General features: G+C 45.0%; 26 protein-coding genes. 10 read left to right on the top strand and 16 right to left on the bottom strand.

Going from position 1 to position 24,588, the window contains the following annotated elements; translation table 11 throughout:
* Positions 1-26: 26 nt before the first annotated feature.
* Positions 27-833 (top strand): CRISPR-associated endoribonuclease Cas6, encoded by an 807-nt coding sequence (cas6, locus tag LDX50_RS08675; protein ID WP_225698048.1) that lies wholly within the window; start codon positions 27-29, stop codon positions 831-833.
* Here the strand turns inward: cas6 and LDX50_RS08670 are convergent.
* Positions 814-2,085: a type IX secretion system plug protein gene (locus LDX50_RS08670; protein WP_225698047.1), complete on the bottom strand. Its 1,272-nt coding sequence runs from the start codon at positions 2,083-2,085 to the stop codon at positions 814-816. The genes cas6 and LDX50_RS08670 overlap by 20 nt on opposite strands.
* Before the next feature lie 112 nt (positions 2,086-2,197).
* Here LDX50_RS08670 and LDX50_RS08665 point away from each other — a divergent pair, with 112 nt between their 5' ends.
* Both LDX50_RS08665 and LDX50_RS08660 read left to right on the top strand, forming a co-directional pair.
* On the top strand, positions 2,198-2,749 hold the full coding sequence (locus LDX50_RS08665; protein WP_225698046.1) for an RNA polymerase sigma factor: 552 nt from the start codon (positions 2,198-2,200) through the stop codon (positions 2,747-2,749).
* The gene (locus LDX50_RS08660) at positions 2,733-4,001 is read left to right on the top strand and encodes an outer membrane beta-barrel protein (protein ID WP_225698045.1); all 1,269 of its coding nucleotides are present in this window, start codon (positions 2,733-2,735) and stop codon (positions 3,999-4,001) included. The genes LDX50_RS08665 and LDX50_RS08660 overlap by 17 nt, the downstream gene beginning before the upstream one ends.
* Here LDX50_RS08660 and abc-f read toward each other — a convergent pair.
* Positions 3,998-5,914 (bottom strand): ribosomal protection-like ABC-F family protein, encoded by a 1,917-nt coding sequence (gene abc-f / locus LDX50_RS08655; RefSeq protein ID WP_225698044.1) that lies wholly within the window; start codon positions 5,912-5,914, stop codon positions 3,998-4,000. The genes LDX50_RS08660 and abc-f overlap by 4 nt on opposite strands.
* Before the next feature lie 89 nt (positions 5,915-6,003).
* Between abc-f and LDX50_RS08650 the strand changes: the two genes are divergently transcribed.
* Positions 6,004-7,137, top strand: coding sequence for a PQQ-dependent sugar dehydrogenase (locus LDX50_RS08650; protein WP_225698043.1), 1,134 nt, complete (start codon positions 6,004-6,006; stop codon positions 7,135-7,137).
* Here the strand turns inward: LDX50_RS08650 and LDX50_RS08645 are convergent.
* From LDX50_RS08645 to LDX50_RS08630, 4 genes are all read right to left on the bottom strand, one after another.
* Entirely contained in the window at positions 7,134-8,021 is an 888-nt protein-coding gene (locus LDX50_RS08645) for a tetratricopeptide repeat protein (protein ID WP_225698042.1), read from the bottom strand. The two genes, LDX50_RS08650 and LDX50_RS08645, sit on opposite strands and share 4 nt — an antisense overlap.
* A 68-nt stretch (positions 8,022-8,089) precedes the next feature.
* On the bottom strand, positions 8,090-9,052 hold the full coding sequence (locus LDX50_RS08640; RefSeq protein ID WP_225698041.1) for an AraC family transcriptional regulator: 963 nt from the start codon (positions 9,050-9,052) through the stop codon (positions 8,090-8,092).
* A gap of 22 nt (positions 9,053-9,074) precedes the next feature.
* Positions 9,075-9,389 carry an Mpo1-like protein gene (locus LDX50_RS08635; RefSeq protein ID WP_225698040.1) on the bottom strand — a complete coding sequence of 105 codons (315 nt, stop codon included), beginning with the start codon at positions 9,387-9,389 and terminating at the stop codon, positions 9,075-9,077.
* A gap of 7 nt (positions 9,390-9,396) precedes the next feature.
* Entirely contained in the window at positions 9,397-9,930 is a 534-nt protein-coding gene (locus tag LDX50_RS08630; RefSeq protein WP_225698039.1) for a DUF2911 domain-containing protein, read from the bottom strand.
* A gap of 79 nt (positions 9,931-10,009) precedes the next feature.
* On the opposite strand from LDX50_RS08630, the gene LDX50_RS08625 reads away from it, so the two are divergent.
* Positions 10,010-10,492 (top strand): deoxycytidylate deaminase, encoded by a 483-nt coding sequence (locus LDX50_RS08625; protein WP_225698038.1) that lies wholly within the window; start codon positions 10,010-10,012, stop codon positions 10,490-10,492.
* On the opposite strand, the gene murB is transcribed toward LDX50_RS08625, so the two are convergent.
* Together murB and LDX50_RS08615 are read right to left on the bottom strand one after the other, a co-directional pair.
* The gene (murB, locus tag LDX50_RS08620) at positions 10,493-11,506 is read right to left on the bottom strand and encodes a UDP-N-acetylmuramate dehydrogenase (RefSeq protein WP_225698037.1); all 1,014 of its coding nucleotides are present in this window, start codon (positions 11,504-11,506) and stop codon (positions 10,493-10,495) included.
* Positions 11,507-11,608: 102 nt separating this feature from the next.
* The gene (locus LDX50_RS08615) at positions 11,609-12,040 is read right to left on the bottom strand and encodes a hypothetical protein (RefSeq protein WP_225698036.1); all 432 of its coding nucleotides are present in this window, start codon (positions 12,038-12,040) and stop codon (positions 11,609-11,611) included.
* Between the two features lie 100 nt (positions 12,041-12,140).
* Here LDX50_RS08615 and LDX50_RS08610 point away from each other — a divergent pair, with 100 nt between their 5' ends.
* Entirely contained in the window at positions 12,141-13,124 is a 984-nt protein-coding gene (locus tag LDX50_RS08610; protein WP_225698035.1) for a DUF1028 domain-containing protein, read from the top strand.
* 11 nt (positions 13,125-13,135) lie between these two features.
* Here the strand turns inward: LDX50_RS08610 and LDX50_RS08605 are convergent, their stop codons facing one another.
* Together LDX50_RS08605 and LDX50_RS08600 are read right to left on the bottom strand one after the other, a co-directional pair.
* A complete protein-coding gene (locus LDX50_RS08605) occupies positions 13,136-13,768 on the bottom strand; it encodes a potassium channel family protein (protein WP_225698034.1) in 633 nt (210 codons plus the stop codon).
* Positions 13,769-13,834: 66 nt separating this feature from the next.
* Entirely contained in the window at positions 13,835-14,308 is a 474-nt protein-coding gene (locus tag LDX50_RS08600; protein ID WP_225698033.1) for a TlpA family protein disulfide reductase, read from the bottom strand.
* Positions 14,309-14,637: 329 nt separating this feature from the next.
* On the opposite strand from LDX50_RS08600, the gene LDX50_RS08595 reads away from it, so the two are divergent.
* The 3 genes from LDX50_RS08595 to LDX50_RS08585 are packed head-to-tail and all read left to right on the top strand — an operon-like array spanning position 14,638 to position 18,406.
* On the top strand, positions 14,638-15,747 hold the full coding sequence (locus LDX50_RS08595; protein ID WP_225698032.1) for a PQQ-dependent sugar dehydrogenase: 1,110 nt from the start codon (positions 14,638-14,640) through the stop codon (positions 15,745-15,747).
* The gene (locus LDX50_RS08590; RefSeq protein WP_225698031.1) at positions 15,744-16,136 is read left to right on the top strand and encodes a c-type cytochrome; all 393 of its coding nucleotides are present in this window, start codon (positions 15,744-15,746) and stop codon (positions 16,134-16,136) included. The genes LDX50_RS08595 and LDX50_RS08590 overlap by 4 nt, the downstream gene beginning before the upstream one ends.
* A 5-nt stretch (positions 16,137-16,141) precedes the next feature.
* Positions 16,142-18,406, top strand: coding sequence for a TonB-dependent receptor (locus tag LDX50_RS08585; RefSeq protein WP_225698030.1), 2,265 nt, complete (start codon positions 16,142-16,144; stop codon positions 18,404-18,406).
* On the opposite strand, the gene LDX50_RS08580 is transcribed toward LDX50_RS08585, so the two are convergent.
* From LDX50_RS08580 to LDX50_RS08560, 5 genes are all read right to left on the bottom strand, one after another.
* Positions 18,369-18,947, bottom strand: a complete 579-nt coding sequence (locus tag LDX50_RS08580; protein ID WP_225698029.1) for a DUF4082 domain-containing protein — start codon at positions 18,945-18,947, stop codon at positions 18,369-18,371. The genes LDX50_RS08585 and LDX50_RS08580 overlap by 38 nt on opposite strands.
* Positions 18,944-19,291 (bottom strand): hypothetical protein, encoded by a 348-nt coding sequence (locus LDX50_RS08575; protein ID WP_225698028.1) that lies wholly within the window; start codon positions 19,289-19,291, stop codon positions 18,944-18,946. The genes LDX50_RS08580 and LDX50_RS08575 overlap by 4 nt, the downstream gene beginning before the upstream one ends.
* A 91-nt stretch (positions 19,292-19,382) precedes the next feature.
* On the bottom strand, positions 19,383-20,135 hold the full coding sequence (locus LDX50_RS08570; RefSeq protein WP_225698027.1) for a LytR/AlgR family response regulator transcription factor: 753 nt from the start codon (positions 20,133-20,135) through the stop codon (positions 19,383-19,385).
* A complete protein-coding gene (locus LDX50_RS08565) occupies positions 20,116-21,144 on the bottom strand; it encodes a sensor histidine kinase (RefSeq protein WP_225698026.1) in 1,029 nt (342 codons plus the stop codon). The genes LDX50_RS08570 and LDX50_RS08565 overlap by 20 nt, the downstream gene beginning before the upstream one ends.
* A 63-nt stretch (positions 21,145-21,207) precedes the next feature.
* Positions 21,208-22,611, bottom strand: coding sequence for a fasciclin domain-containing protein (locus LDX50_RS08560; RefSeq protein WP_225698025.1), 1,404 nt, complete (start codon positions 22,609-22,611; stop codon positions 21,208-21,210).
* Positions 22,612-22,817: 206 nt separating this feature from the next.
* On the opposite strand from LDX50_RS08560, the gene LDX50_RS08555 reads away from it, so the two are divergent.
* The gene (locus LDX50_RS08555; protein WP_225698024.1) at positions 22,818-23,546 is read left to right on the top strand and encodes a 3-keto-disaccharide hydrolase; all 729 of its coding nucleotides are present in this window, start codon (positions 22,818-22,820) and stop codon (positions 23,544-23,546) included.
* A 16-nt stretch (positions 23,547-23,562) separates the two neighbouring features.
* Here LDX50_RS08555 and LDX50_RS08550 read toward each other — a convergent pair whose 3' ends face one another.
* Entirely contained in the window at positions 23,563-24,588 is a 1,026-nt protein-coding gene (locus LDX50_RS08550) for an aldo/keto reductase (protein ID WP_225698023.1), read from the bottom strand.

The raw sequence follows: 24,588 nt of genomic DNA, 5'->3' as shown, positions 1-24,588 counted from the left end.
TGATTTTTTAAAAAAACGAAGACAAATTGAGAGTCAGGATCATTTTTCTACTTAAGAACAGAGGAAGTCATATTCCCTTTCATCATCAATATTTGCTAGCTCAGATGATTAAGGGAGTCCTTATGAAGGGCAGCGACGAGAAGTATATAAACTATTCGTTTTATAATTTTTCGGGGTTGAAGGGACAGACGAAGATCAGCCGTAAGGGGCTGCATTATTATTCATCACGCGTTACGTTGGTGCTTTCTTCACCCAGCAAGGACTTTATCGATTACTTTCTGGCGAACCTTTTCGATTTTCCCAAAGTGGAGCTTGGTGCCCTGGCACTTCAGCCGGAATTTGTTGAATTGGAGGAAGCTGTTGAAATGGGCGAATATGGAAAGTTTATTTGTATTTCCCCGCTTGTTCTCATGAACTCAAGTTTCAACGACAGTACCGCAAAACGCTTTATTCCGCCGGAAACGGATTCGTTTTCCGACCTGCTGTACGAATCCACGATTCAGCGTATGGCCAGTACAGGAGACTTTACCGACGAGCAGATCGCCAGCTTCTATAAATTTCAGCTGATCCCCGATAAAAATTATATCGCCCGGTTAACGGCTCAGCAAAAGAAGTATGCGCGGATTTATCCGGTCTTTGATCAGGATGTGAAATATGAAGTGAGGGGCTATACCTTTCCGTTCACATTATACGCGGCTCCCGAAGTATTGGATTTCGTCTTTAACTGCGGGTTGGGTCAATTCACCCACAAAGGTTTCGGGATGCTGGATGTAGCTAATTCTGATCCCAACAGCCGTGTGCTGAAATACGAATTTAACGCAACCGTTCATTAAGTGTAATGTGGCGATAGCCAACAAGCTGGTCGCCACGCATTTCTAACGGTGTGTAGTACACGAGGATTTCATATTCATTTTCAGTTTCAAAATGATTGCCTTCCAGGTAATTCATCGGGAGTGTGTCATTTTTGATGATATACTGATAATCATACCAGCCTTGTTTTAATATTTGCCTGCCTGTATATATGCCGCGCGACCTGTCGTACTGCATTTTATTCTCAGGGATATAATGATAGTTGTTCATCCTGCCAACCACATAGACGTCTCCCGGCAACGGATCACTTTCCAGGGTAAATACGGTTTCCACATAATCAGATTCTACCACTCCATTGCCTGTATCCATATTTGAGACAATGAAATTGCCATTCAGATCATTGAGCAGCGAATAAACTTCGAATATACGGGGCTTGTCCTTTCCTAAAACAACCTGGGTCGGTCGCTTTGAAAGATCTGTATAAGCAACATTTTGCCCTGGAGATCTCAGGGACCGCATGTCAAAAAAGCGAAATTCATTACCACCGGTGAAGTAATCCTTCTCGGCGAAAAACCGATATTCCAGCATCTTGTCAATTTCTCTAAAAAAAGTAGGCTTGGTGACACGGATAACATTATCCCAGCGCTGATTCTGTCGCAGTACAATCGTTATTTGCTCCATCGGATTTTGGATTGGGAAATCCTGATAGTTGATGGCAAAGTCAAGCTGTTGATTCATCCGGCTCAATGATGTTATATTATTAAGACCGGTGCTCAAAAGGACATTCACCCGGTTCTCAAACACCATGAAACGCTTTGTAAGGATGATATCCTTTGGGTTATTCTCCCGGTAGGCGACAAGGAGATAATTTCCCGGAATTTTTACACGTGGAACCTGAAACCTGTAATGAATGTATGCGAGCTTGGTGTCGATCGAAAATTCATAGGAGTTAACATTGAATTCATTGTAATCAAATAAATAATCAAGCGCCCTGAGTCCGGAAGGTTTCCAGTCGCTGTTGCAATGAATGATCCGCACCATATAGTCTTCCGGCGAGTCAACCAGGTCGTCAAATTCAAGAACCAGGTTCTGTGTGCCCAAAGGGCTTGCAGGAGGCTGTAACATATCCTGGGGCCGGCCCGTAAACGGATATAACATGACAGTTCTTATTTCTGCCTCGTAGGACCAGTCTTCATACCTGAGCGTTTTGTCGTTCTGGAAAAAGGAAACAAGGCCCAATAGAAGGGTAATCGCAGATGCAATGGGATATGTCATAGTCGTTTTGTGGCAAAATTTTTGCCATGTTTCAATAAATACGAATTTATGAAAATATTTTTACCTGGCTTCCAACCAAACTTCCAGGTTCCGGGTCACTAAGAACAGATACATGGAATCTGAAAAAGCGCTAATCAGAGGTTGTCAACAGGGAGACCGCTTATCCCAGCGTGAGCTCTATGATAGATTTGCCGGGCAAATGCTGGCGATCAGTAAGCGCTATTCCAAATCTGAACTGGAGGCAGAGGACATTCTTCAGGAATCATTTATTAAGATATTCAGAAACATCTCAAATTTCAGGGAGGAATCGAGTCTTTATTTCTGGATTAAACGCATCGTCGTTAATACTGCACTGAACAGCCAGCGAAGCAAGTTATACTCTTTCCCTATGTCGGACGTCTATGAACTGCCTTTGCATGTAGGGGAGAAATTCACATTGGCCGATTTCCATTTTGAGGAGTTGCTCCAAATGGTGAGGGAGCTGCCCGATGGTTGTCAGACCATTTTCAACCTGTTCGCCATTGAAGGCTACACGCACAGGGATATCGCCGGGATGCTGGGCATCAGCGAAGGAACCTCAAAGTCGCAGTATGCAAGGGCCAGAAGCCTGTTACAAGAAAAAATATTGAAAGAAAAAGGAGTAACCTATGGAAGCTCAGAATAATAATAATTTTGAAAGAGCCTGGCAACAGGCTATGAAAGGTGCAGAGGTTGAGCCCCGGCCCGAAATTTGGGAAGAGATTGAGGCAAGACTCGATGCAAGTGGCCGGAATGGTAAACGGATGTGGCTCTTGCCAATCGCTATCGCAGCTTCTGTGCTCTTTGCCATGACCACTGCAGGCGTATACTATTCAGCCTTCAGGGATGAGTTGCCATCCTCATCAATAACTGCCAAATTAGGATCACCAGCGGAGAATAGTGTAGAGAAGCAAGCATCCGATATTACCGCAAATTCAATGGAAGGAGGATCAATTGATGCCTCTGAAGCCTATGCCAATTCATATGATTTATTGTCAGGTATTCAACCTGATGCTGCAGGAGATTTACAGGATCAGCCAGAAACAACCGACGTTTTAAAAGACGTGGCACCAGGTGAATGGTTCGTTTTTGAAGCACCGTTGCTGGCAGGTCTGTACCCGTTTAATACTTTATCTATTGATCGGCCTGCTGAGGCTGTATTTCATCGGATTCCGGTACTGCCCGGGCCTAAAGATTTGAAAAGCGATCAACTTTGGGCCGGATTGAATCTGTCGGGCGGGTCGGTTACTTCAACTGCGGGTTCGGTATCATCGCTGCAGGTGGCCGATTTTGAAAATAATTCCGGAAGTATAATGGTGGGTCGTACCGAAACGAATACGACAGGGACATTAATGAACGTCGGACTTGGATTAGGTAAGAGAATCAGCCGCCGATGGGTAATCCAGGGAGGGCTGAATTACAGTCAGCGAACCGCAGGTGGTACTTCCAACCTGGTTTCAGGACCGGAGAACCAGCAATCTGTAGCGCTCGATGTACGACAATATCAGGGAAATGCCCAGCTGAGTGTTACTCAGCCATATGATGTTGAGCATAGGATAGGGTATGTTTCGATACCCGTTCAGGTAGGCTATGTTCTACTCGACAAAAAAGTGGATGTTACCCTCCTGGGAGGAATGTCTAATGATATTCTCATGCAACACCGGGTTTCAGATTCAGAAGGAAACCTTGGATCAACCAACCTTGATGAGGATTCCAATTTTAAGAAATATGCAGTTAGTGCCCTGGTTAGCGCTGAAGTAAGTTATCCTCTCGGAAGGCATTATACGGTGAGTGCCTACCCACAAATTCGCCAGTACCTGTCGGCCGTTCAGAAGGATGTAAACGACAGTCCGCCGGTATCTCTCGAAATGGGATTTCGCCTCAGCTACGTATTTTAGGAGGTTTGTTCCAGCTCATCGATTTTTCCTGCCACGTCTTCCCATTGGTCCTGGAGCGAATTAACCTTTGATTTCAACTTTTCATAGGTTACGGTTGCTTTAGACAACGCATCCGGATCAGCGTAAACTTCAGGCTTTGCCATATGCGTCTCACTCATTTCGATTTCAGACTCAATTTCGGCAATTTCATCTTCAATACCCGACAGCTTTTCCTGCAGTTTTTTCAGTTCCTTCTGATCCTCCGGCTCCCTGTGGCGTTCTTTTTTTACGGGCTCCTTTTTTACGACATTTTCTGCCGGTTCCGTCTGTTCCGACATTTTAATTTCATTGCGCCAGTATAGATATTCCTGATAGGTACCCGGGTATTCCTTAATTTCCTCGTCCTCGATGTACCAGATCTTATTGGCTACCTCAGAAATAAAATGACGGTTGTGACTTACCACGACAAAGGTTCCCTGGTACTGCTGAAGAGCCTGGATCAGGATATTCTCACTAATGAAATCCAGGTGGTTGGTAGGTTCATCCAGCAGTAAAAAATTAGCTTCAGAAATCAGCGTTTTTGCCAGTGCCACACGTGATTTCTCACCTCCGGAGAGCACTTTGATCTTTTTGAAAACATCGTCATCACTGAAAAGGAAACAGCCCAGTATCTGACGCAGTTCCAACTCTGTTTTATCACTCCCGGCCTGTTTCAATTCCTCAAGGATCTCATTATTCACATGAAGCGCTTCGAGCTGGTGCTGGGCATAGAAACCCTCAATAACATTGTAACCTTCCTCACGCTCTCCTTCAATCATTTCCGTACCGGATATGATGCGCAGCAGGGTAGACTTACCTTTTCCGTTCGCTCCGATAAGCGCAATTTTATCTCCACGTTCAATAATCGCCGACGTATTTTTAAGAATAGACAGGTCTCCGTATGCCTTGGATATATTATGCAGCCGCATGACATATCTGCCCGACTTTTGCTTGAACTTGAACTTGAAATTTACCGCCGCAGTATCATCGATCACATCTTCCACACGATCCATTCGTTCCAGTGCCTTCACGCGTGATTGAACCTGACGTGCCTTGGTGGATTTTGCGCGGAATCGCTCAATAAATCGTTCGGTCTGTTTGATCTTCTGCTGCTGATTTTCAAAAGCATTTTTCTGAATTTCAGACCGCAATTCCTTTTCAGACATGTAGAAATCATAATTGCCCTCATAGCTGATCAACTGCTCCTGGGAAACTTCCACAATTCTGCTTACCGTATTGTTGAGAAACTGGCGGTCGTGGGAAACAATGATCACAGCGCCTTCGTAATTGCGGATATAATTCTCAACCCATTCAATAGATGGCAGATCCAGGTGGTTGGTGGGCTCATCGAGCATTAAAAGAGAAGGTTTTTCCAGCAGGAGTTTAGCCAGCATGACACGCATTCTCCAGCCCCCGGAGAATTGCTTCAGCGGACGGTGCAGATCTTCGGTTCTGAAACCGATCCCTTCAAGTATCTCCTCTGCCTTGGCTTGCATTGAATATCCTTCGAGGCGTTCAAACTTTTCCTGAAGCTTTGTGAGCTTGTCAATCAACTCGTCAGAATATTCGGTCTCCAGTTTCTTTAATATCTTTTCTATCCGGCGCTGCGTATCGACTGCTTCTCCAAAAGCGGTCATGGCAACCGTAAGAATACTATCGTCGGTGAGATAGGAGAGAAGATCCTGGTTCAGAAAACCTACGGTACATTCATTACTCTTTGAAATTTCTCCTTCATCCGCCTGATAATCGCCATTGATCAATTTAAGCAGGGTTGATTTTCCCTTCCCGTTCAGACCAATCAGTCCGATCTTGTCCTTGGGCTTAATGTGCAGGGCGGCGTTCTGATACAATGCCCTTCCGCCGATGAAGTAGCTCAGATTATTTATTGCAAGCATGCTGCAAAGGTAGCAATCCATTAGAAATGACCTTACACAGCATGGCAGATCAGTGAAAAAAACTTAGATTCGTACAAATGAAATTTAAAATGAAAAGATATTATATATTCCTTCTCTCAGTCCTTATTGTAGCTTGTAAACCTGAAACCGAAGAAGTGGATGCGCCCGCGCCGCCGTTACCGGAAGAAGCGCTTGCTGCCTTGAATCTTCCTGATGGTTTTGAAATACATACCTACGCCAACGTTGAAAACGCGCGTTCGCTTGCGCTGAGTCCGTCGGGAACAGTTTATGTGGGCAACCGTAGTGGAGACAAAGTATATGCAGTTCAGGATACTGACGGAGATTTTGTAGGTGACATTACTTATGTGATAGACAGCGGGCTTGTACTTCCTAACGGTGTCGCATTCAGGGATGGGGATCTGTATGTAGCAGAGGTGAACAGAATTCTGAAATATTCAGACATTGAAAGTAACCTGGCATCCCCTCCGGATCCGGAAGTGATTTATGATGAATTCCCGACTGAAAAGCATCATGGCTGGAAATACATTGCCTTCGACAACGATGGCAAGCTCTACGTTCCGGTAGGAGCACCCTGTAATATCTGTAATCCGGATGATGAGATCTTTGCATCCATCACACGTATGAATCCTGATGGTACAGGCCTTGAAGTCTTTGCGCATGGCGTTCGAAATTCAGTAGGTTTCGACTGGAACCCTGAAACGGGAGATCTCTGGTTCACCGATAATGGCCGCGATAACCTGGGAGACAGTATTCCCCCTTGTGAAATGAACCGGGTTACAGAAGCAGGCCAGCATTTCGGTTATCCGTTCTGTCATGGCGGATATCTTTCCGATCCTGAATTCGGAGAATTAGGAAATTGCGATGACTTTGTCGCTCCACAGGTTCGTTTTGAGGCACATACCGCACCACTGGGTATGAAATTTTACCGCGGAAATATGTTTCCGGCTGATTTCAAGGGTGATATTATCGTTGCGCAACATGGGTCATGGAACCGCTCCAAGAAGATCGGCTACAGACTGATGCGCGTTTCTGTTGAAAATGGTGAAGCTACAGGCCACAGTGTTTTTATTGACGGATGGCTCAACGACGACACGCAGGAATCCTGGGGCAGACCAGTTGATGTTCTTGAAATGCCGGATGGGTCCCTGCTGGTATCCGATGATCAGGCCGGAAAGATTTACCGGATCACTTACAACGGCTAATCGTTTTTCTGCGGAATATAAAGTCCGTCGAATGAAGAACTCCAGGACTTTCCTTTGTCCAGGGAGGTTTCAATCAGTTGACGGACATTCCCATTTTCCAGCAGAGTGAATGTCATCCTGTTGGTGATCTCCACGCCGCTGGCATTGATCATCTGACCGGTAAATTCAAGTACCCCTTCTGATTTTCCGGTCTCGTAATAGTTGGTTATATCGCCGCCACTGCCAACCCAGTGCTGGTGCCACCGTTTTTCCAGCGGATCATAGAAATTGATGCTTTGCCCGGTATAATCCCGCGGAAAAGTAGTATAGTTTTCGTGGATGGCGCACCCGCCGTTGGCGCGGGTAATCTGGTTTTCCCCAACCTTGGCCCCATTCAGGTGAACATCCCAGGATCCGATCCAGAAATCGAACTGACGAGCTTCAGGTTGACTCAGGCACGGATAGGTATTAAGTTCTACTTTTTCAAGTAACTGTTGCCAGTCCGGGTGAGAATGCAGTGTTGTGAACAAAGGGTCCTGGGTGAGCCGGATATAATTCCTCATGCCGGCAGCAGCTCCTTCATTCAGGGCTTTCATGGCTTCCCGATTATTTTGCTGGTGAAGATAATTTTGAGCTATCTGGAAGGCTGTCGCAGAGACTGGAAAATTATGGGCTGCAGCCTTCTTGTAATACATTTCTGCGTTGCTCCATTGCTGAAGTCCGGAATATGCCCGGCCTAATCTGAACATTGCCATAGAATCCCCCGGGTGGTTTTCCAGATAGGACAAATATAATTTTTCTGCCTTTTCAAATTCATTGTTCCGGAGATATTGGTCGGCTTCAGGAGTTTGATTAAATGCTGCTGTAGTTATCAGGCAAAATATCAGAGTCAGTAATGTTTTCATGGCTGTACACGTTTAGCCACAATTAACATAATTAAGTATTGATCAAAGTCTGAAATTATAAAAATATACTATTTACTGAATGCCACATTCGACCTGCTTCGGAATTGCATGGGAGATTCACCTGTCACCTTCTTGAAATGTTTGTAGAATGACGACTTGTTGTTGAAGCCCGCGGCATATCCGATTTCGGTCGTTGACATATGCGAAGCCTCAAGACTTCGCAATAAACGCCGTGCTTCCTGAACCCGGTATCCGTTGATAAGATCGGCAAAGTTCTTACCGCCGCTGTTAATCAATTCCGAAATCTGGTGTATTGAGAATCCGGTCGCTTCACTCAATGACTGTAATCGTAATTCATTATCCAGGTATAGTTTTTCTTCTTCAATGCGCTCAATAAGGATATTGCGCATTTTAAGCTGAAGGTCATCCCGGATATCTTCCTTCTCCTTTCCGAAGAGAACCAGGTATGCACTTCCGTACATGAATATGGCCCCTGTGAGCGATACAAAATAATCCCGAAGTGGGGTAAGAATATTCGTCCATACCAGGATATAATAGGTGAGGTGTGCCAGGGTAAAACCGAGGAAGAGCCATGAGATCCTTCGGCTAATGTTGGTGCTAGCATTCAAAGTTGCGGCTGTTGCATAGGTAAGCAGGAATACACACTGAATTATGGCCTGAAGCTGAAATGTCCAGGAAGGAAATGACAATAACAGCGTAAGGAGATAAAAGGACATGAATAAAGGAAATATCAATAAATGACGCCAAAGGACGATGGTCCTGATTTGCCGGTACATGAGCGGCGCAATGAGATAGGGAAGTCCCATCATAATTCCCATCCAGCGAGGCATGTTCTGGATGTTGCCAGACCAGAATATGACGTAGTAAAAAAGCAGGAAGGAAAAAAATAATATCGAAAGGGAAAAATATCTGAATTTCGGCTTTTGCTTATAGATCAGTCCGGAGAGTAATAATCCTTGTCCTGCAATAACAAGAAATAAAACTGTCCAGAAGTTCCAGCCGGCATCCATATCTTGGTTTACGGAAAATCCTTCAGGAGGATTTGAATTTTTGTCGGCCAGTTAAGAGTTCAAAGAATAGTTTAAAATCTGAAGCAAGACTGAATAGGGGATATCTGAAGGTAGCGGGCTTATTCTTTTCAAAAAAGAAATGTCCAACCCAGGCAAACCCGTAACCGACGACTGGAATTGCCAGCAGCAACCAGCCGTTACCATAATAGATTGCCATAATCAGTAATACAAATACCAGCAACGTGCCTGTAAAGTGAAGGATGCGCGATGTTGTATGCGTATGTTCTGTAAGGTAATAGGGGTAGAACTCCCGGAAAGAATTGAATCGGTCTTCCATGCAGAATTTAGTGATCAAGAAATTGTATTGGGATGGCTACCATGGTCCGATCCCACATGAGACGCATTTCCGCTTTCTCGTTGTTTTGCTCGAACGCAATTGTAAATGGTTCCCATACGACATTCTCAAGGGCTTGAACCGGAACATTGAATCGAAGCACATCGGAGGCTTCATTATAATTATAACTTCCCCATTGCCCCAGTTCACTGTTCAGAATAATGGTCCATTCCTTTTCACCTGGTATGCTGAATAAAGAATAAGTTCCGGCTTTGAGCCTGTTTCCATTGATTTCAATGTCTTCTGTAACAGTAAGCTCTGTTGCCTCGTTCGCTCCGGTTCTCCAGACTTCTCCGTATGGAACCAGCTCCCCAAATACGGCGCGGTCACGTTTATGAGGCTGACTGTAAGTCACTTTAAGATACGTGTCTTCATATTTTACCGTAACGATGGCGGTAGGGCTGGGGCGGGGCGCTACGGCTTCCTGGCCCAATACCTGTAGGGTTAAAAAAGACAGAATGACAACTAAAGGCACGATTCTCATAGAGCTTTCTATTTTTATTTGTGGCTAAATATACGCAACTTTCCACACAAATATTATACCTGAAAATCCACCTGTATTCATGAATAAACCCGACTTCGATGATATCTATATGGAGCTTGCTGTGAATCTCGCCAAGCGGTCTCATTGCATCAAACGTCATGTTGGGGCTGTCCTCACAAAAGACACGCGTATTATTTCAATCGGGTATAACGGACCTCCCGCAGGCACTCATAACTGTGATGATGAATGGCCGGAAGCCGGATGTCCGCGTGACAGTAAGGGTGGGTGTTCACTGGCGATCCATGCAGAACAAAATGCCCTCCTGTACGCGGTGAAAAATAAGACGGAAGTTCAGGGAGCAACCTTGTATGTGACACTGGCGCCGTGCCTGGCGTGTGCAAGAATCATTTTCACGATGGGTGTGACCAAGGTGGTATACCTGAACTCATATGCCGAGTATAAGGGAATTGGCAGTGATGAGGGCGTTGACTTTCTGGAAAAATTCGGTGTGGAAACGATTCGTTATGCTGGCAACCTGGATAATGTTACCCATATGATCTGATCATATGATGTTTACCTCAGGCTGCAGCTCGATACCAAACCGTTCCCGAACTGATGCCTGAATTTCAAATGCCAGCTTTTCAATGTCGGCCCCTTTCCCTGACCCGTAATTTACAAGTACAAGTGCCTGGTTTTTATGGACGCCAATGCCATCACGAACAAGCCCTTTCCAGCCACATTTCTCAATTAACCAGGCCGCAGGAACTTTGACCTGATGATCATCTGTCTTGTATCCGGGCAATTCATTAAATTCTTCCTTCAGCCGGTTGAACATTTCAGCCGAAATGGTGGGGTTTTTGAAGAAACTGCCTGAGTTTCCGATTTCTGCCGGATCGGGCAGTTTACTTTTCCGGATTTCAATAACAGCGTTACTAACATCCCGTATGGTTGGGTTAGTGATGCCCTTTTGATGCAGTGTGTCGCCGATGGCACCGTAGGATATGTTCAGTGTATGCGGAAACTTGCGTAACCTGAATGCCACATCGCATATGATATATTTCCCCTTTGCTTCTTTTTTGAAAATACTTTCGCGATATCCAAAATCGCATTCCTCCTTGAAAAAAGTGCGAATTTCACCTGTGGTTAGATCCACAGCCCGAAGGTGATCAAATACCTGTTCAATTTCCACCCCATATGCCCCGATATTTTGCATGGGCGCCGCACCAACCGTTCCCGGTATCAGGGATAAGTTCTCGATGCCACCAAGGTTATTATCGATCGCGTACATGACAAATTCGTGCCAGTTCTCGCCGGCACCGGCGCGTACAATTACATCTTCATCGCTTTCATGAAGCACCTCCTTTCCTGAGATATCCATTTTCAGAACAAGTCCTTCAATATCTCTCGTAAGCAGTATATTGCTTCCGCCACCAAGGATGAAAAGCGGATCCGGATGTAATTGTTTTATCACATCCTGTACATCTTCGATGGAATTGCATCGCACAAATTCCTGTGCAACCGATGGTAGCCCGAACGTATTGAAGCCCTGAAGCGGGAAGTTTTTCTGGATTTGCATTCAGCCGGTAAATTAAAAAATGAATGAAGGCTAAATTTCGGATAAAAATGGAATACTTAATAAAAAAGGGCTGCTAAAAAAGCAGCCCTTTGGATCATTACCTTAATTCAGGTTTCTCTTTCGCCCCATATCTGAGGTACTGGCGGCTATCGTAGAACCATATTCCTCCTGTAGTTCACGGGCTTTGTCGGCGCCCCCGGCGAGTTCATTGAGTGCCTTCTGCCATTTAATGCCATCAGGCGATCTGCGCCATTCCAGGTCAGAAATATCGCTTTCCCAGACAACCATCATATCCCATTCCCCGGTCATCATATTGACTGCCATCATGGGTGTGCGGGTTCCGGATTGCACGGAGGCCTTCATGAAATAGTCCCGGACTATTTCCATGGCCCTTCCCATTTTACCCGGATGGAATTTCATGTAGGTGATCTGGATTAATTTTGAGTCCGGAAATTTTTCCGGCTGCATGTCCTGTGAAAACAGGGGAGATAAACAAAAGCACATCAGTGCCGCAAGCATTACTAGTTTTCTCATAGTTGTATTAGGTTGATTATTGGTTTGGTAGCCAGAATATAGTAATTTTTGGACACAAAGCATGATTTTTTATTTATAATTGATTGATATCCAGTAAAAAATGAAACGTTATTTAATATTCTTGTTTAGTCTCGTAAGTCTGTCGGTGAACGGACAGGTTTTTAAATCATCAGAGCCACTGGCGCATACCTTTTCCATAGTCGCGCGTGATTCAGAAACCGGCGAAATGGCGGTTGGAGTTCAAAGTCACTGGTTTTCGGTGGGTACGGCGGTCTCCTGGGCTAAAGCAGGGGTTGGAGCTATTGCTACCCAGTCATTTACCAACATCAGTTTCGGTCCGAGGGGTCTCGAATTACTCGAGGAGGGAAAAACGGCGCAGCAAACGCTCGATATTCTGCTGTCAGATGATGACGGGCGGGACTTCCGTCAGGTGGCGATTGTGGATGCCAACGGAAACGTCGCTGTACATACCGGGGTAAAATGTATATCGGAAGCGGGCATGCGTACCGGGGAGGGCTATTCGGTTCAGGCGAATATGATGCTTACAGACGAAGTATGGGATGCCATGGCTGAAGATTTTGAGAAATCGAAGGGAATGCCGCTGGCTGAGCGCGTTGTTTCGGCGCTGAAGGCTGCCCAGAAGGCGGGAGGTGATATCCGCGGAAAGCAATCTGCGGCATTGCTGGTGGTAAGTGGGGATAAAAACGTAAAGCCATGGGAGGATCCTCAGATTGATCTCCGCGTGGATGATGCTGAGGAACCACTTGTAGAACTCGATCGCCTGTTGCGGGTATACAGGGCCTATGAACATATGTCGGCAGGAGATTTGGCCCTTGAAGTAAACGACATGGACAAAGCACTGAGCGAATACGGGGCCGCCCAGAAAATGTTTCCGGATAACCTGGAAATGAAATACTGGACTGCCGTTGCACTTGCCAACAATGGTGATCTGGAGAAGGCACTGCCAATGTTCAGGGAAGTATTCAAAGGAGACAAAAACTGGAAGGAACTCACCAGGCGCCTGCCGGCATCCGGCCTTTTACAGGTAGGGGAAGATCAACTCAAAGCGATTCTGAAACAATAATTGAAGTAACATTATTGCGTCAGCTGATTCGAATATTTACCGACCAAAAGAGCAATAATTATAGTTAGATAAAGCTGTCCGGTTACTGCGGCAAGCATAGCCAGTGATTTGGCATAGGGCTGGACAGGTAAAACATCACCGTATCCAAGGGTTGTTATTGTTACGAAACTGAAATAAATGAATTCATTATTTCGCACTTCACTTATATTGTTGAAGCTGAAGGAAGTGGGATCAAAACGAAACATCAGTCCGACCATGGCGGCAAACAATACCCCCAGAAGAAGATAGCCATTAATGGCCTCGAAGATCACTGATTCCGTGATGCTTTTAGCGCGGGCGATCCTGTTAATTAACAGTCCGACAATCGCCGAGAAGAAGAAAATATTAACAATCTGCATCGTTACAACGAATTCATTGTAATCAAATAGCTGGGAGAGGATTTGAAGGCCCATGCTTATCCAGACGAGGATAAAGAATTTCTTATTCAGGGTGGAAATGGACATCGCCGAGGTAAAATAAATCAGGATGAACATCAGCGCATTTAGTCCGGTAATTAGTTTCACCGGCATAAACCCGGAAACAAATGCCAGAATGAATATTTCAGCCATTAAAAGTATACTCCAGATCTTCTTGGGTGTTGCCATATATTGGTTCGGGTTCAATGAAGATTTATTTTACAAAAATTTATCAAATTTTCACCTCTCAGATAATCATTCGGAAATCAACCGACGGATTTTATCAATCATAACGGGTTCGTCCCACGCCTGTTCACCTTCCTGCTTCAGAAGAATCTGACCGTCCGGGCTGATAAGGTAGGTGGTCGGCAAATAAAGCAGTTCATATGTTTCTATAGCCGAAGGCATCAGAAAGCTGGAAATCCCAAGTTCGCGGTTATTGATGAAGGATTCGACCTTTTTTCCATCCTCGTTGGAAATAAATATGAGCTTTAATCCCTCACCGGCTAAGTTTTTCTCAAGCTCGAGGAGGGCTGGTATTTCACGGATGCATGGTTTACACCAGGTAGCCCAGAAATTGATCAGATAAAATGTGTTTTCGTCACCCGGCAATTGTGCGGACCAGGCATCCAGGGTTTGTAATTCAAGTTTGTCAAGGAAATCAGATCTCAGCCCGGTATTACAAGCGAATACCATAGCGGCCATTATGATGAATGAACTTGTTCTCATTTATAGGATAAATTTAATTACCATTGCGGTAGCCAGCCAAAGGTAGCACCCCCAGGCTAAATATTTCAGCAATGCTTCTGTTTTACCGCGATCGGCCGCCTGGGCGTGGTTACAAACCCGAATTAAACTGCTAATGAGATATCCCGGTCCAAATGCCCAAAATGCCATCCAAAAGAACCCCAATGACGTGAGTGATGCCTCGGCCCAATTATTTAAAAAGGTTTCACGCATAACGGATTATATGTATTTTTAAACAAATAGAAAAAAGGATGCCTAATAATGTCATAACATGTTACTCTTGCTTCGGGTTAAATAGAAAAACTAGCTAAATGAAATCCTGTTTTACCGTAATTATACTAACTGCATTTTTTTTAAGCCTGCAGGCGCAGGATGAAAAGCGATACAGCTCGGGAAAAATATCTTTTGAACTGCAGCAGGTTGAAGGCCTGAGCGGAGTTCCCTGGGGCGTTGTCTGGCTGGAAGATGGCGCTATGCTGGTTACTGAACGTTCCGGTAAACTGTATCGAATCAAGGGAGGCGACCGAAATGAAGTCGAAGGATTACCTGAAGTCTATGTACGCGGACAGGGCGGTCTGATGGACCTGGAATTGCACCCTGATTATGAGAATAATGGTTGGGTTTACATTACATATTCCGGTGAACAGGACGGCGATGGAGGAAATACAGTGCTGATCCGTGTAAAAATCGATGGAAACCGTATTACAGAACTACAGGAATTATTTCGATCCACGCCCAACAGCACAAGGCGGCAGCATTTTGGGGGGCGGATAGAATTTGATGATAAGGGGTATTTATTTTTATCCCTTGGCGAACGAGGTGATTCAAAGAACGCCCAGGATCTTTCGGTAACTTCCGGAAGTATTGTAAGGTTATTTGATGACGGAAAAATCCCGGAGGACAATCCATTCGTGGGTGAAACATCGGCAAGACCGGAAATCTGGTCATGGGGCCACCGGAATCCGCAGGGTTTAGCCTGGCATAAATCACTTGGAGTTATGCTTGAAACTGAACATGGTCCGATGGGTGGGGATGAACTGAATCTTATAAAAAAAGGAGCTAACTACGGCTGGCCGGAGATTACATATGGGAAAAATTATGACGGCACGATTATAACTGAAGAAACGAAAAGGGAAGGCATGGAGCAACCCCTTACGTACTGGGTACCGTCCATAGCACCAAGCTCATTGATTATCGTGGAGAGTGACCGTTATCCGGAGTGGAAGGGGCATGCATTGGTTGGTTCACTCAAATTTGGTTACCTTGAGCGCGTGGTACTCGATGGGCTCAAGGTTGTTTCGAAGGAAAAGATGCTTGAGGGTATTGGCCGGATCAGGGAGGTGAAAGAAGGGCCGGATGGTTATATTTACATACTTGTAGAGGGAAAAGGAATATTCAGAATTATACCAGAAAAATCATGAGAGTTTTTGCAGTTCTTATCTTGTCGGTAGTCCTTCTTTCGTTCACCTGGCAGGACCAGAAAAAGGTGAAAAGCATGGAGCGGGGAAAGGAAATTTACAACCAGCTGTGTATCGCCTGTCATCAGGCCAACGGAGAAGGAATCCCTGGAGCGTTTCCGCCGCTTGCGAAATCGGATTATCTTCTCGAGGACATCACCAGAGGTATTCATGCGGTTAAATTTGGTCTGCAGGGCGAAATCGTGGTAAATGGTAAAACGTATAATTCGATTATGACCTCACAGCAGCTGACGGACCCCGAAGTGGCCGACGTATTGAATTATGTTCTGAATTCCTGGGGCAACAGCCATGATTATATTTCTCCTGAACAGGTAAAGGCCGTGGATCAGTAATCGGTATGATCAGGAGTCTTCCCATTTTTCTTTTTGTATTATTTTCAGCCGCGCTGTACGGGCAGTCGCGCATTCAGATCCTTGACAATCGTACCAATCTTCCAATTGCAGGAGCGACGATTCAATGTGATAATGGCTTTTCATCAATAGCCGATGAAGAAGGATATATGCAAATTGCCAGTGGTGTATGCGTAATTCGTCATGTCGGTTATGAACCTCTTGAAATTTCTGATATTCAATCAGCTTCATCCAGGCTGTATCTGACTCCACGGCTTGAAGTTTTACCCACAGTTGTGATTCAGGGCTACCAGGAACCTGTGTCGTTAAAGGAAGTGGCCGGCGGGTATTCGTTCCTTCCAGGCAAGGAGATATCAACATTTTCCGCTGTAACTCCCGTTACCGCATTGAACAGCCTGGCAGGAGTACGAATGGAACAACGGTCACCGGCAAGCTACCGCATCAATATTCGTGGCAGTACATTGCGGTCACCGTTTGGCGTGAGGAATGTAAAGGTATACTGGAACAATATTCCTTTGACGGAACCGACAGGGAATACGCCGCTCAACATGCTCGCACTTGAGCAGTTGGGAAATGTGCAGATCATTCGCGGGCCTGCCGGCAGCAGTTACGGAGCCGGAATCGGAGGTGTTATTTTAATGGAAAATGAAGCAGGTTCTGAACCGGGGTTAGCGGCAGAGGCAGCCCTCACTGTTGGAAGCTATCAGATGAGAAGGCTTCAGGCCGGGGTGTCATTCGTAAGTAAAGAACACTCCATTCAGCTGCAAGCCTCTAAACTTACTTCCGAAGGTTATCGTGACCATTCCCGCTCTGAAAGAGGAAATATTGTGCTAAGCGGAACGGTACATATATCAGACCGTCAGAAGTTGGGGTACCACCTGCTTGCGGCAGATCTTTTCTATCAATTGCCGGGAGGGCTAACTGAAGAACAGGCTGAAGAAGATCCTACGATGGCACGAACGGCTGCAGTGTCCCAAAACAGTCTGATTGATCAGCAATATTTGCTGGCAGGGGTGGACCATTCAATTTCCTGGGATAAAGGGTCCAATCAAACACAGGTATTCTTTTCAAGCTCTTCAAAACGAAATCCATTCATTACCAATTATGAGTTTGAGAACCTGGGAGGAGGGGGAATCCGAACCCGTTTTAACCAGGATGCCGGACCAGTGCGATTTACGATCGGTGGAGAATGGCAGTGGGGTACAGCAACCGCGGATAATTTTGGCAATGCACAGGGATTTCCCGATACACTGAGATACGCCGATGAGAACCGACAATTTACAGGTTTTGAATATCTTCAGGTTTCTTATGCCCGGGATAACTGGCACTTTAGCCTGGCCGGGAGTATAAACCATCTTTCGTATAATTTTAACCGCCTCAGAGACGCCGGGCTTGACAGCAGCTATACGCTGGAAAGGCCCTTTGATGTCATTTTTTCTCCGCGTGTGTCAGTAGTTCGAAAGTTGGGGGATTTTTCGATCCATGGGTCGTACGGACAAGGTTTTTCACCTCCCGGACTGGATGAGGTCCGTACCAGTGATGCCAGCATCAATACCGATCTGAAATCCGAGATTGCTCACAATTTTGAAATTGGGTTCCGTGGTAATTTCTTTAATGAACGACTGGCAATAGACCTGAATGCTTTTTACATGCGTCAGCGTAATACGATTGTTAGTCAGATCGATGCAAATGGGACCAGTACCTTTACAAATGCCGGTAAAACCGGGCATGCCGGACTTGAAGTTTTGAGTGGCCTGCGCCTGATTGAAAATAATAGCGCGCTGTTAAACTATCTCTATCTTAAAACTGCTGTCACCTGGTACCGGTTTACTTTCCTGGAATATGTTCGTGTGGCCAATGGTGAAAACACCGATTTCAGCGATAATAGTCTTACCGGAACTCCTGATTTGTCATTGAACGTTTGGCTTACAGCCCGGATATTCAGAAATCTCCAGGCAGATTTGAATTATCAGCATGTTTCCGTAATTCCTTTGAATGATGCCAATACGGTGTTTTCTAAAAAAGTCGACCTTCTCCAGCTAAATCTTCAGTGGACAATGAAATTGAATAACAAGTTGTCACTGGCCATTTTTGGCGGGGTTGACAATCTGCTGAACCGATCCTATTCGCTCGGGAATGATCTTAATGCTTTTGGAAGCCGGTACTTTAACCCTGCGGCAGAACGAAACTACTTTGGTGGGATACGAATATTATTTAATCAACCCGGAAGGGTTCGAAGCGAAAATCAATAAGCCCCCACATTTGATTATCATAGAACTGTGTAGGGTACTCTGTTTGAAATGCTTCTTTCAGTCCAAACCGAACAATTTCCACGTTCCCGATGGTTTGGGGGAAAATCGTTCCAACGGCAGGAGGCTCATAATCATACCAATTAATCGTATTGATGGTGAGCATGTAGGATTTTCCGGCGGTTAGATCAACCGGCTCATCAATAAATACTTCCTGGTAAATGTTTTCAAAATACTGTATTTCCCAGAATTGAATGATTTCTTTCGAAAAGGCATCCCACAGGGTGATCTTATAGGTGGCTGTTTTAGGTAATACGCCGGTGATGGATTGAAACTGACCATCGACCCGGGGTATAAATTCATAGCCCATTTCAAATCTGCCCAATTCGTTTTGTACGGTATCACGGATAGCCAGGGGGCGTGCAACCTCAACAATAGGATATTCACCAGTGAGTTCGGGTAATTCTATTCCGTCATTGCATGATGCAAAAAAACCAGCAGCAACCAGGGCTATCACCCCACAAACCCACTTCAAATTCTTCATTCCTTTCTGCTTCTTCCTAAAAATTTAAATGCATCAACCATCATATAGGTTCCTGTGATGCCGGTAACCCCGCCGGTAATAAGCAATACCTGTCCGAGACTGTCATTTTCCCTTCCCAGCATCAATCCTCCTGCAATGGTCACCGTGTATCCAATTGTCGCAATGAGGATGCCTTTCTGAAATTTTGTCCGGGATTTTTCCAGATTCAGGTTGATATTATCCACTTCTGCCTGTAAGTGTATGATCTCTTGTTTGAGCGAGTCCAGTCGATCCTGGGTTTGAGACATTACTGGCCCAGCCACAAATAATAATATGATCGTTGTAAGCACAAGCTGTATTTTCATATCACCAAATTAAATCATTCCGTGATGTTTGAAAATATTTGAGACACTAATTTATTGTTGATTGAATAACCGAAAGACAATTCACCGGGTGCTACTCAAGCCATGACTTAAAATTGGGCACCCGTGAGCGGCTGACGATCAGGTGATCACCCGTTCCGGTTTTTGTAAAGATTTGAAGACGATTACCGTTGATTTGACGGATCTCGCGAATGGCCTGCAATTGTACAATTGCCGACCGGTTCACTCTGAAAAACATATCGGGATCCAGCAGATCCTCCAGTTGTTCCAGCGTATGATCGATCAGGAATTTTTTACCTTCAAGATCTGTAAGATAGCAAAGCTTGTCATCGGCAAAGAAATGGTCAATTTCCGGGGTTTCCCTGAAATACATACGCTGCCCTGCTTTCACCAGGAAACGTTCTTTGAACTTGCGCTTGGATAGGATAGTTTGAATTAGTTCACGGGAAATAAAAGGGGTCTGACTTTTCTGGACATTAAAAAATTTGTCCAGTGCCTTTTTAAGGTCTTCCGTTGAAATAGGCTTCAACAGATAATCAATGCTATTCAGACGAAACGCGTCAATCGCGTACTCATCGTAAGCTGTTGTGAATATTACCGGGTTATTGAACTGAATTTGATTGAATATCTCGAAGCTTTTACCATCGGCAAGCTGGATATCCAACAGGATCAGGTCGATGGATTCGTGATTTTTCTGAAGAAACCGGACGGCTTCCTTAATGGTATCCAGGGGTCCGTGAATTTCAATAGACGGATCATACGTGTTGACCATTTCCTGCAGGCGTTCTGCAGCCAGTTCCTCATCTTCAACGATTAGAATTTTCATCTTCAACGTCCAAAATAGGTATTTTTACAACGAATTTCCCATCAGATTGAACGATTACCGCATTTTCTCCACATAAAAACTCATAGCGCTGTCGAATATTTCTGAGTCCGGTATTGGTTGACTCCTCAGGGACCGGTTTCAACTGAACGTTATTTTCCACTACATAATATTCTCCATTTCGAAACAATCTGATTTGGAGCGGGTCTGCTTTCGAGACAATATTATGTTTGATTGCGTTTTCAATGAGCATCTGCAGCGTTGCCGGAGCGATATAGTTTTGCCCGACGGTGTTCTCAATCTCATTTTGAATTTGCAGATTTTCACCGAAACGAATTTTTAGAAGAAATATATAGGCATCAAGGAACTCCAGTTCGGATTTGAGTGGAACCACCTTGCTGGTTTGGTTATTGAGCAGGTAGCGATATACCTTGCTTAATTGTTGAATAAACTTTGAAGCAGTGTCAGGATCTTTGTGTACCAGTGTATTGAGTACATTGAAACTATTGAATAGAAAATGTGGATTTACCTGATTACGCAAAGCTTCAAAGCGGGCTTCAGCCGTTTCTTTGAGCAAACCTTCTTTTTCAAGCTGGTTGACACGACTCTGATTCATGAAATAAACAATCGCATTAACACAGTGCAGAAACAGGTTAACCCTGAATGCGAAACCAAGTGATAATTTTAATGTAAGAAAGGCATCTTCTGATAGCTGGTGAGTGATCTGAAGTATTCCGGTGACGGCAAACCCAATCATCAAAACCCAAAAAAGGCTGATCAGATAGAACTTAAGTAATGGATGAACACGGATCGACTGAAGTATTGACAGTCGTTTTTCGATGAGCCGGTTTCCTTCCCATATCAGATATACCATGCCGAGGATTATTCCGAAGAATAACAGCGGACTCGGTCGAAACCCGAATAATTTATCCCCTTCCGTAAACAGTATATTCAGGTAGGAATATACAGCCAGTAGCAGGATAAAAAGATATCTGTATGGATTTGTGAACATAATTGAAATTAAAAATAGGGAAAAGCGCGGATTGACCGCGCTTTTCCCATATTTTCATTTTGATTAAAGTGCAGTGTCGATAGGCAGTAATATGCCATCAATCACATGTATCACACCATTAGTTGACAATACGTCTGTTGATGTAACAGTTGGATCAGCAACATCTGGATCTTTATCAGTAAGTGTCACTGTAGCTCCCACGTTGATCGTGAAATCTCCACCTTGCAGAGTAGAAGGCATTAATCCATCAGAAAGATCTGAAGAGAATACTCTTCCCTGCAATACATGGTATGTAAGTACGGCCGACAATGTACCGTCGCCCAGAAGGGGATCGATGTCTTCCGGACCATCTACACCCAGTGCAGTATACAACGCCTGGAATGCGTCATTGGTAGGAGCAAATACAGTAAAAGGTCCGTTAGGCGATGCTACAGCATCAACTAAACCTGCTTCAGTAAGGGCTGCGGCAAGATCTGAAAAACCAGCTGCTACGGCTACACCTACGATGTCGGCACTTGCAGGTACCAGGGTTCTGTTGATCACATGTACCACACCATTGTCCTGATCGATATCTGTAGCAACCACTTGTGAATTTCCGTTGATGAAAACTCCGTTGGCGTTGTTAGTCAGGTAAAAATCACCGCCAAGTGAAGAAACTGTGGTAGCGAATCCTCCAGCAGTGCTGGGTAGGTCAGCTGCCTTCACTTCTGAACCTAATACGTGATAGGTAAGAATCGGAGTAAGATCATCTGCAGTCAATCCCTCGAGGGAAGTAATGTTGGCAGCAGCGAACGCGTCATTATCGGGCGCGAAAACTGTCAGTTCTGCTTCCGGATCAATCAAAGTTTCAAGTAGTCCGGCAGTTACAACAGCTTCAGTAAGAATTGAGAAGTTTTTGTTGAAATACGCAGGTTCAACAACTGTATTTACAATGCTCAATTCAAGTTCAGGAACCAGAACTGCATCCACGATGTGGATAATACCGTTGCTGGCATCTACATCTGCTGTAGTTACGTTTGCACCGTTTACGGTTACACCACCGCCGGCTACACCGAAGGTAAGGATATCATTTGCCGACAGAGCTGTTGTCGCCGTAAGTCCGTTGGTAATGTCACCTGAAGCAACACGTGCACCTGAAAGAACATGGTTCAAAAGGATTCGACGAACAACTGCGTCAGGAATATCATCTGCGCTTGTTTGTCCAACAACCCCCAACAAGCTTGCAAACGCTGCATTAGTGGGAGCAAATACTGTAAAGTCACCATCGTTGCTTAATAATTGAACGAGGTCTGGGTTTCTTTCAAGAAGGTCAACCAGGATACTTAGATCTGCGTTGCCCTGTGCGATTTCAACGATGCTGTCGTCATTGACATTCATTCCGCCGTCATCATCGTCGCCGCATGCGCTAAGTACAACAATCATTGTACCCATCAGCATCATAGACAAAAGTGATTTAAATTTTTTCATGACTCTGTAATGTTTTAGTTTTTAAAAATTGATTCAGTGCTTTGGATGTTATAACTTCTATTTTGGCAGATGTTCCCGGCTTAAAGGAGTGAGTTGCATATATTCCGGAGTGAATGGGATAAATAGGGGTGTGAACATGTATTTCATGTATATGCACTTTTACCTGTGGAGCAGAATGTTTAGATTGGGATAAAAAAAGAGACTCTATGAAATATTCGAATATACTGTTGTCCGGTCTGATGCTTTTATCTGTTAGCCTTTATGGTCAGACCAAGCCTGAAGAGACTGAAGTCTGGGAGCCGGAACCTCCGGTTGTCAATACCATGGGTGAAATTCCCTCTGATGCGATTGTTTTATTTTCTGAAGAAAAGGGGCTTAGCGCATGGGAATCGACAAAAGGGGGCGAACCTGGATGGATAGTAGAAGGAGATCACTTTACAGTAAAGCCCGGTACAGGTATGATCCGTACCAGGGATAGTTTTGGCAGTATTCAATTGCATATCGAGTGGCGTGCACCGGAAAAAGTGGTTGGGGAAGGCCAGGGCAGGGGAAATAGTGGTGTTTTTCTAATGGGCAGATATGAGGTTCAGGTACTTGATTCCTATAATAACAGAACCTATTCCAACGGACAGGCTGGCAGTGTTTACAAGCAACATATCCCGCTCGCAAACGCAACACGACCACCAGGTGAGTGGCAGGTCTACGATATTGTATTCATCGCACCATCTTTCAATTCCGATGGATCCCTGGATACACCCGCCCGTGTAACGGTGTTTCATAACGGTGTTTTGCTACAGCATGATGTGGAGCTGAAGGGGCCTACAGAGTACATTGGCCAGCCGGTATATAAGCCTCATCCGGATGCATTGCCCCTGGAATTACAGGATCACTCGAATCCTGTAAGTTTCAGAAATATCTGGATCAGAAAACTATAATGAAAAGGGCGTCCTGTCAGGCGCCCTTTAATATTTTATCAATCTCATCCAGTTCATCACTGGTAAATGAAGTGTTCTTCAGTGATTCAAGATTCTGGTCAAGCTGACCAACAGAACTTGCGCCAATCAGTACGGATGTCACAACCGGATCCCTGAGAAGCCATGCAATCGCCATCTGTGACAATTCCTGTCCGCGATTTTTCGCAATCTCATTCAGTGCCCGTATGACCGGGACCATTTTCCCGACTTCATCCTTTTCCAGGTAGGTCATACTTTTACCTGCCCGGGAATCTGCAGGAATTCCGTCGATATATTTGGAAGTGAGCATGCCCTGCGCCAGGGGTGAAAATGCAATAAGCCCGGTGCCGTTTGACCGAAGTGTTTCAAGCAGGCCGTCTTCAACCCATCGATCGAACATGGAATACCTCGCCTGGTGAATCAGGCATGGTGTGCCCAGTTTATTGAGAATATCAAATGCCTTTTGAGCTTCATCAGCCGGATAATTCGAAATGCCGATATATAACGCCTTGCCCTGACGAACAATTTGGTCCAGTGCGCCCATTGTTTCTTCCAGCGGAGTGTCGGGGTCAGGTCTGTGATGGTAGAAAAGGTCGACATAGTCGAGCCCCATACGCTTCAGACTTTGATCCAGGCTTGCAATCAGATATTTGCGCGAACCCAGGTTTCCGTACGGACCAGGCCACATATCAAAACCAGCTTTGCTTGAAATAAACAGCTCGTCGCGATATCCTTTAAAATCATGGCGTAGAATGGTCCCGAAATTCTCTTCCGCCGACCCGAATGGGGGTCCGTAATTATTGGCCAGGTCGAAATGCGTAATACCCCGGTCAAATGCCCGGCGGATGATCATACGTCCTTTGTGCAGGTCATCAATAAATCCGAAGTTATGCCACAGTCCAAGCGAAATATTGGGAAGCAGAATGCCGCTATTTCCACATCGCCTGAATGACTCCTGGTCATACCGGTTGGAAGCAGGCAGATAGGGGGTAATGCCTGATTTGTCGTTTATATGTAACTCCAT

The sequence above is a fragment of the Fulvivirga sedimenti genome (assembly GCF_020328055.1).
The sequence above is the reverse complement of the archived record's forward strand: the minus strand, read 5'-3'. Positions and strand labels throughout refer to the sequence as shown.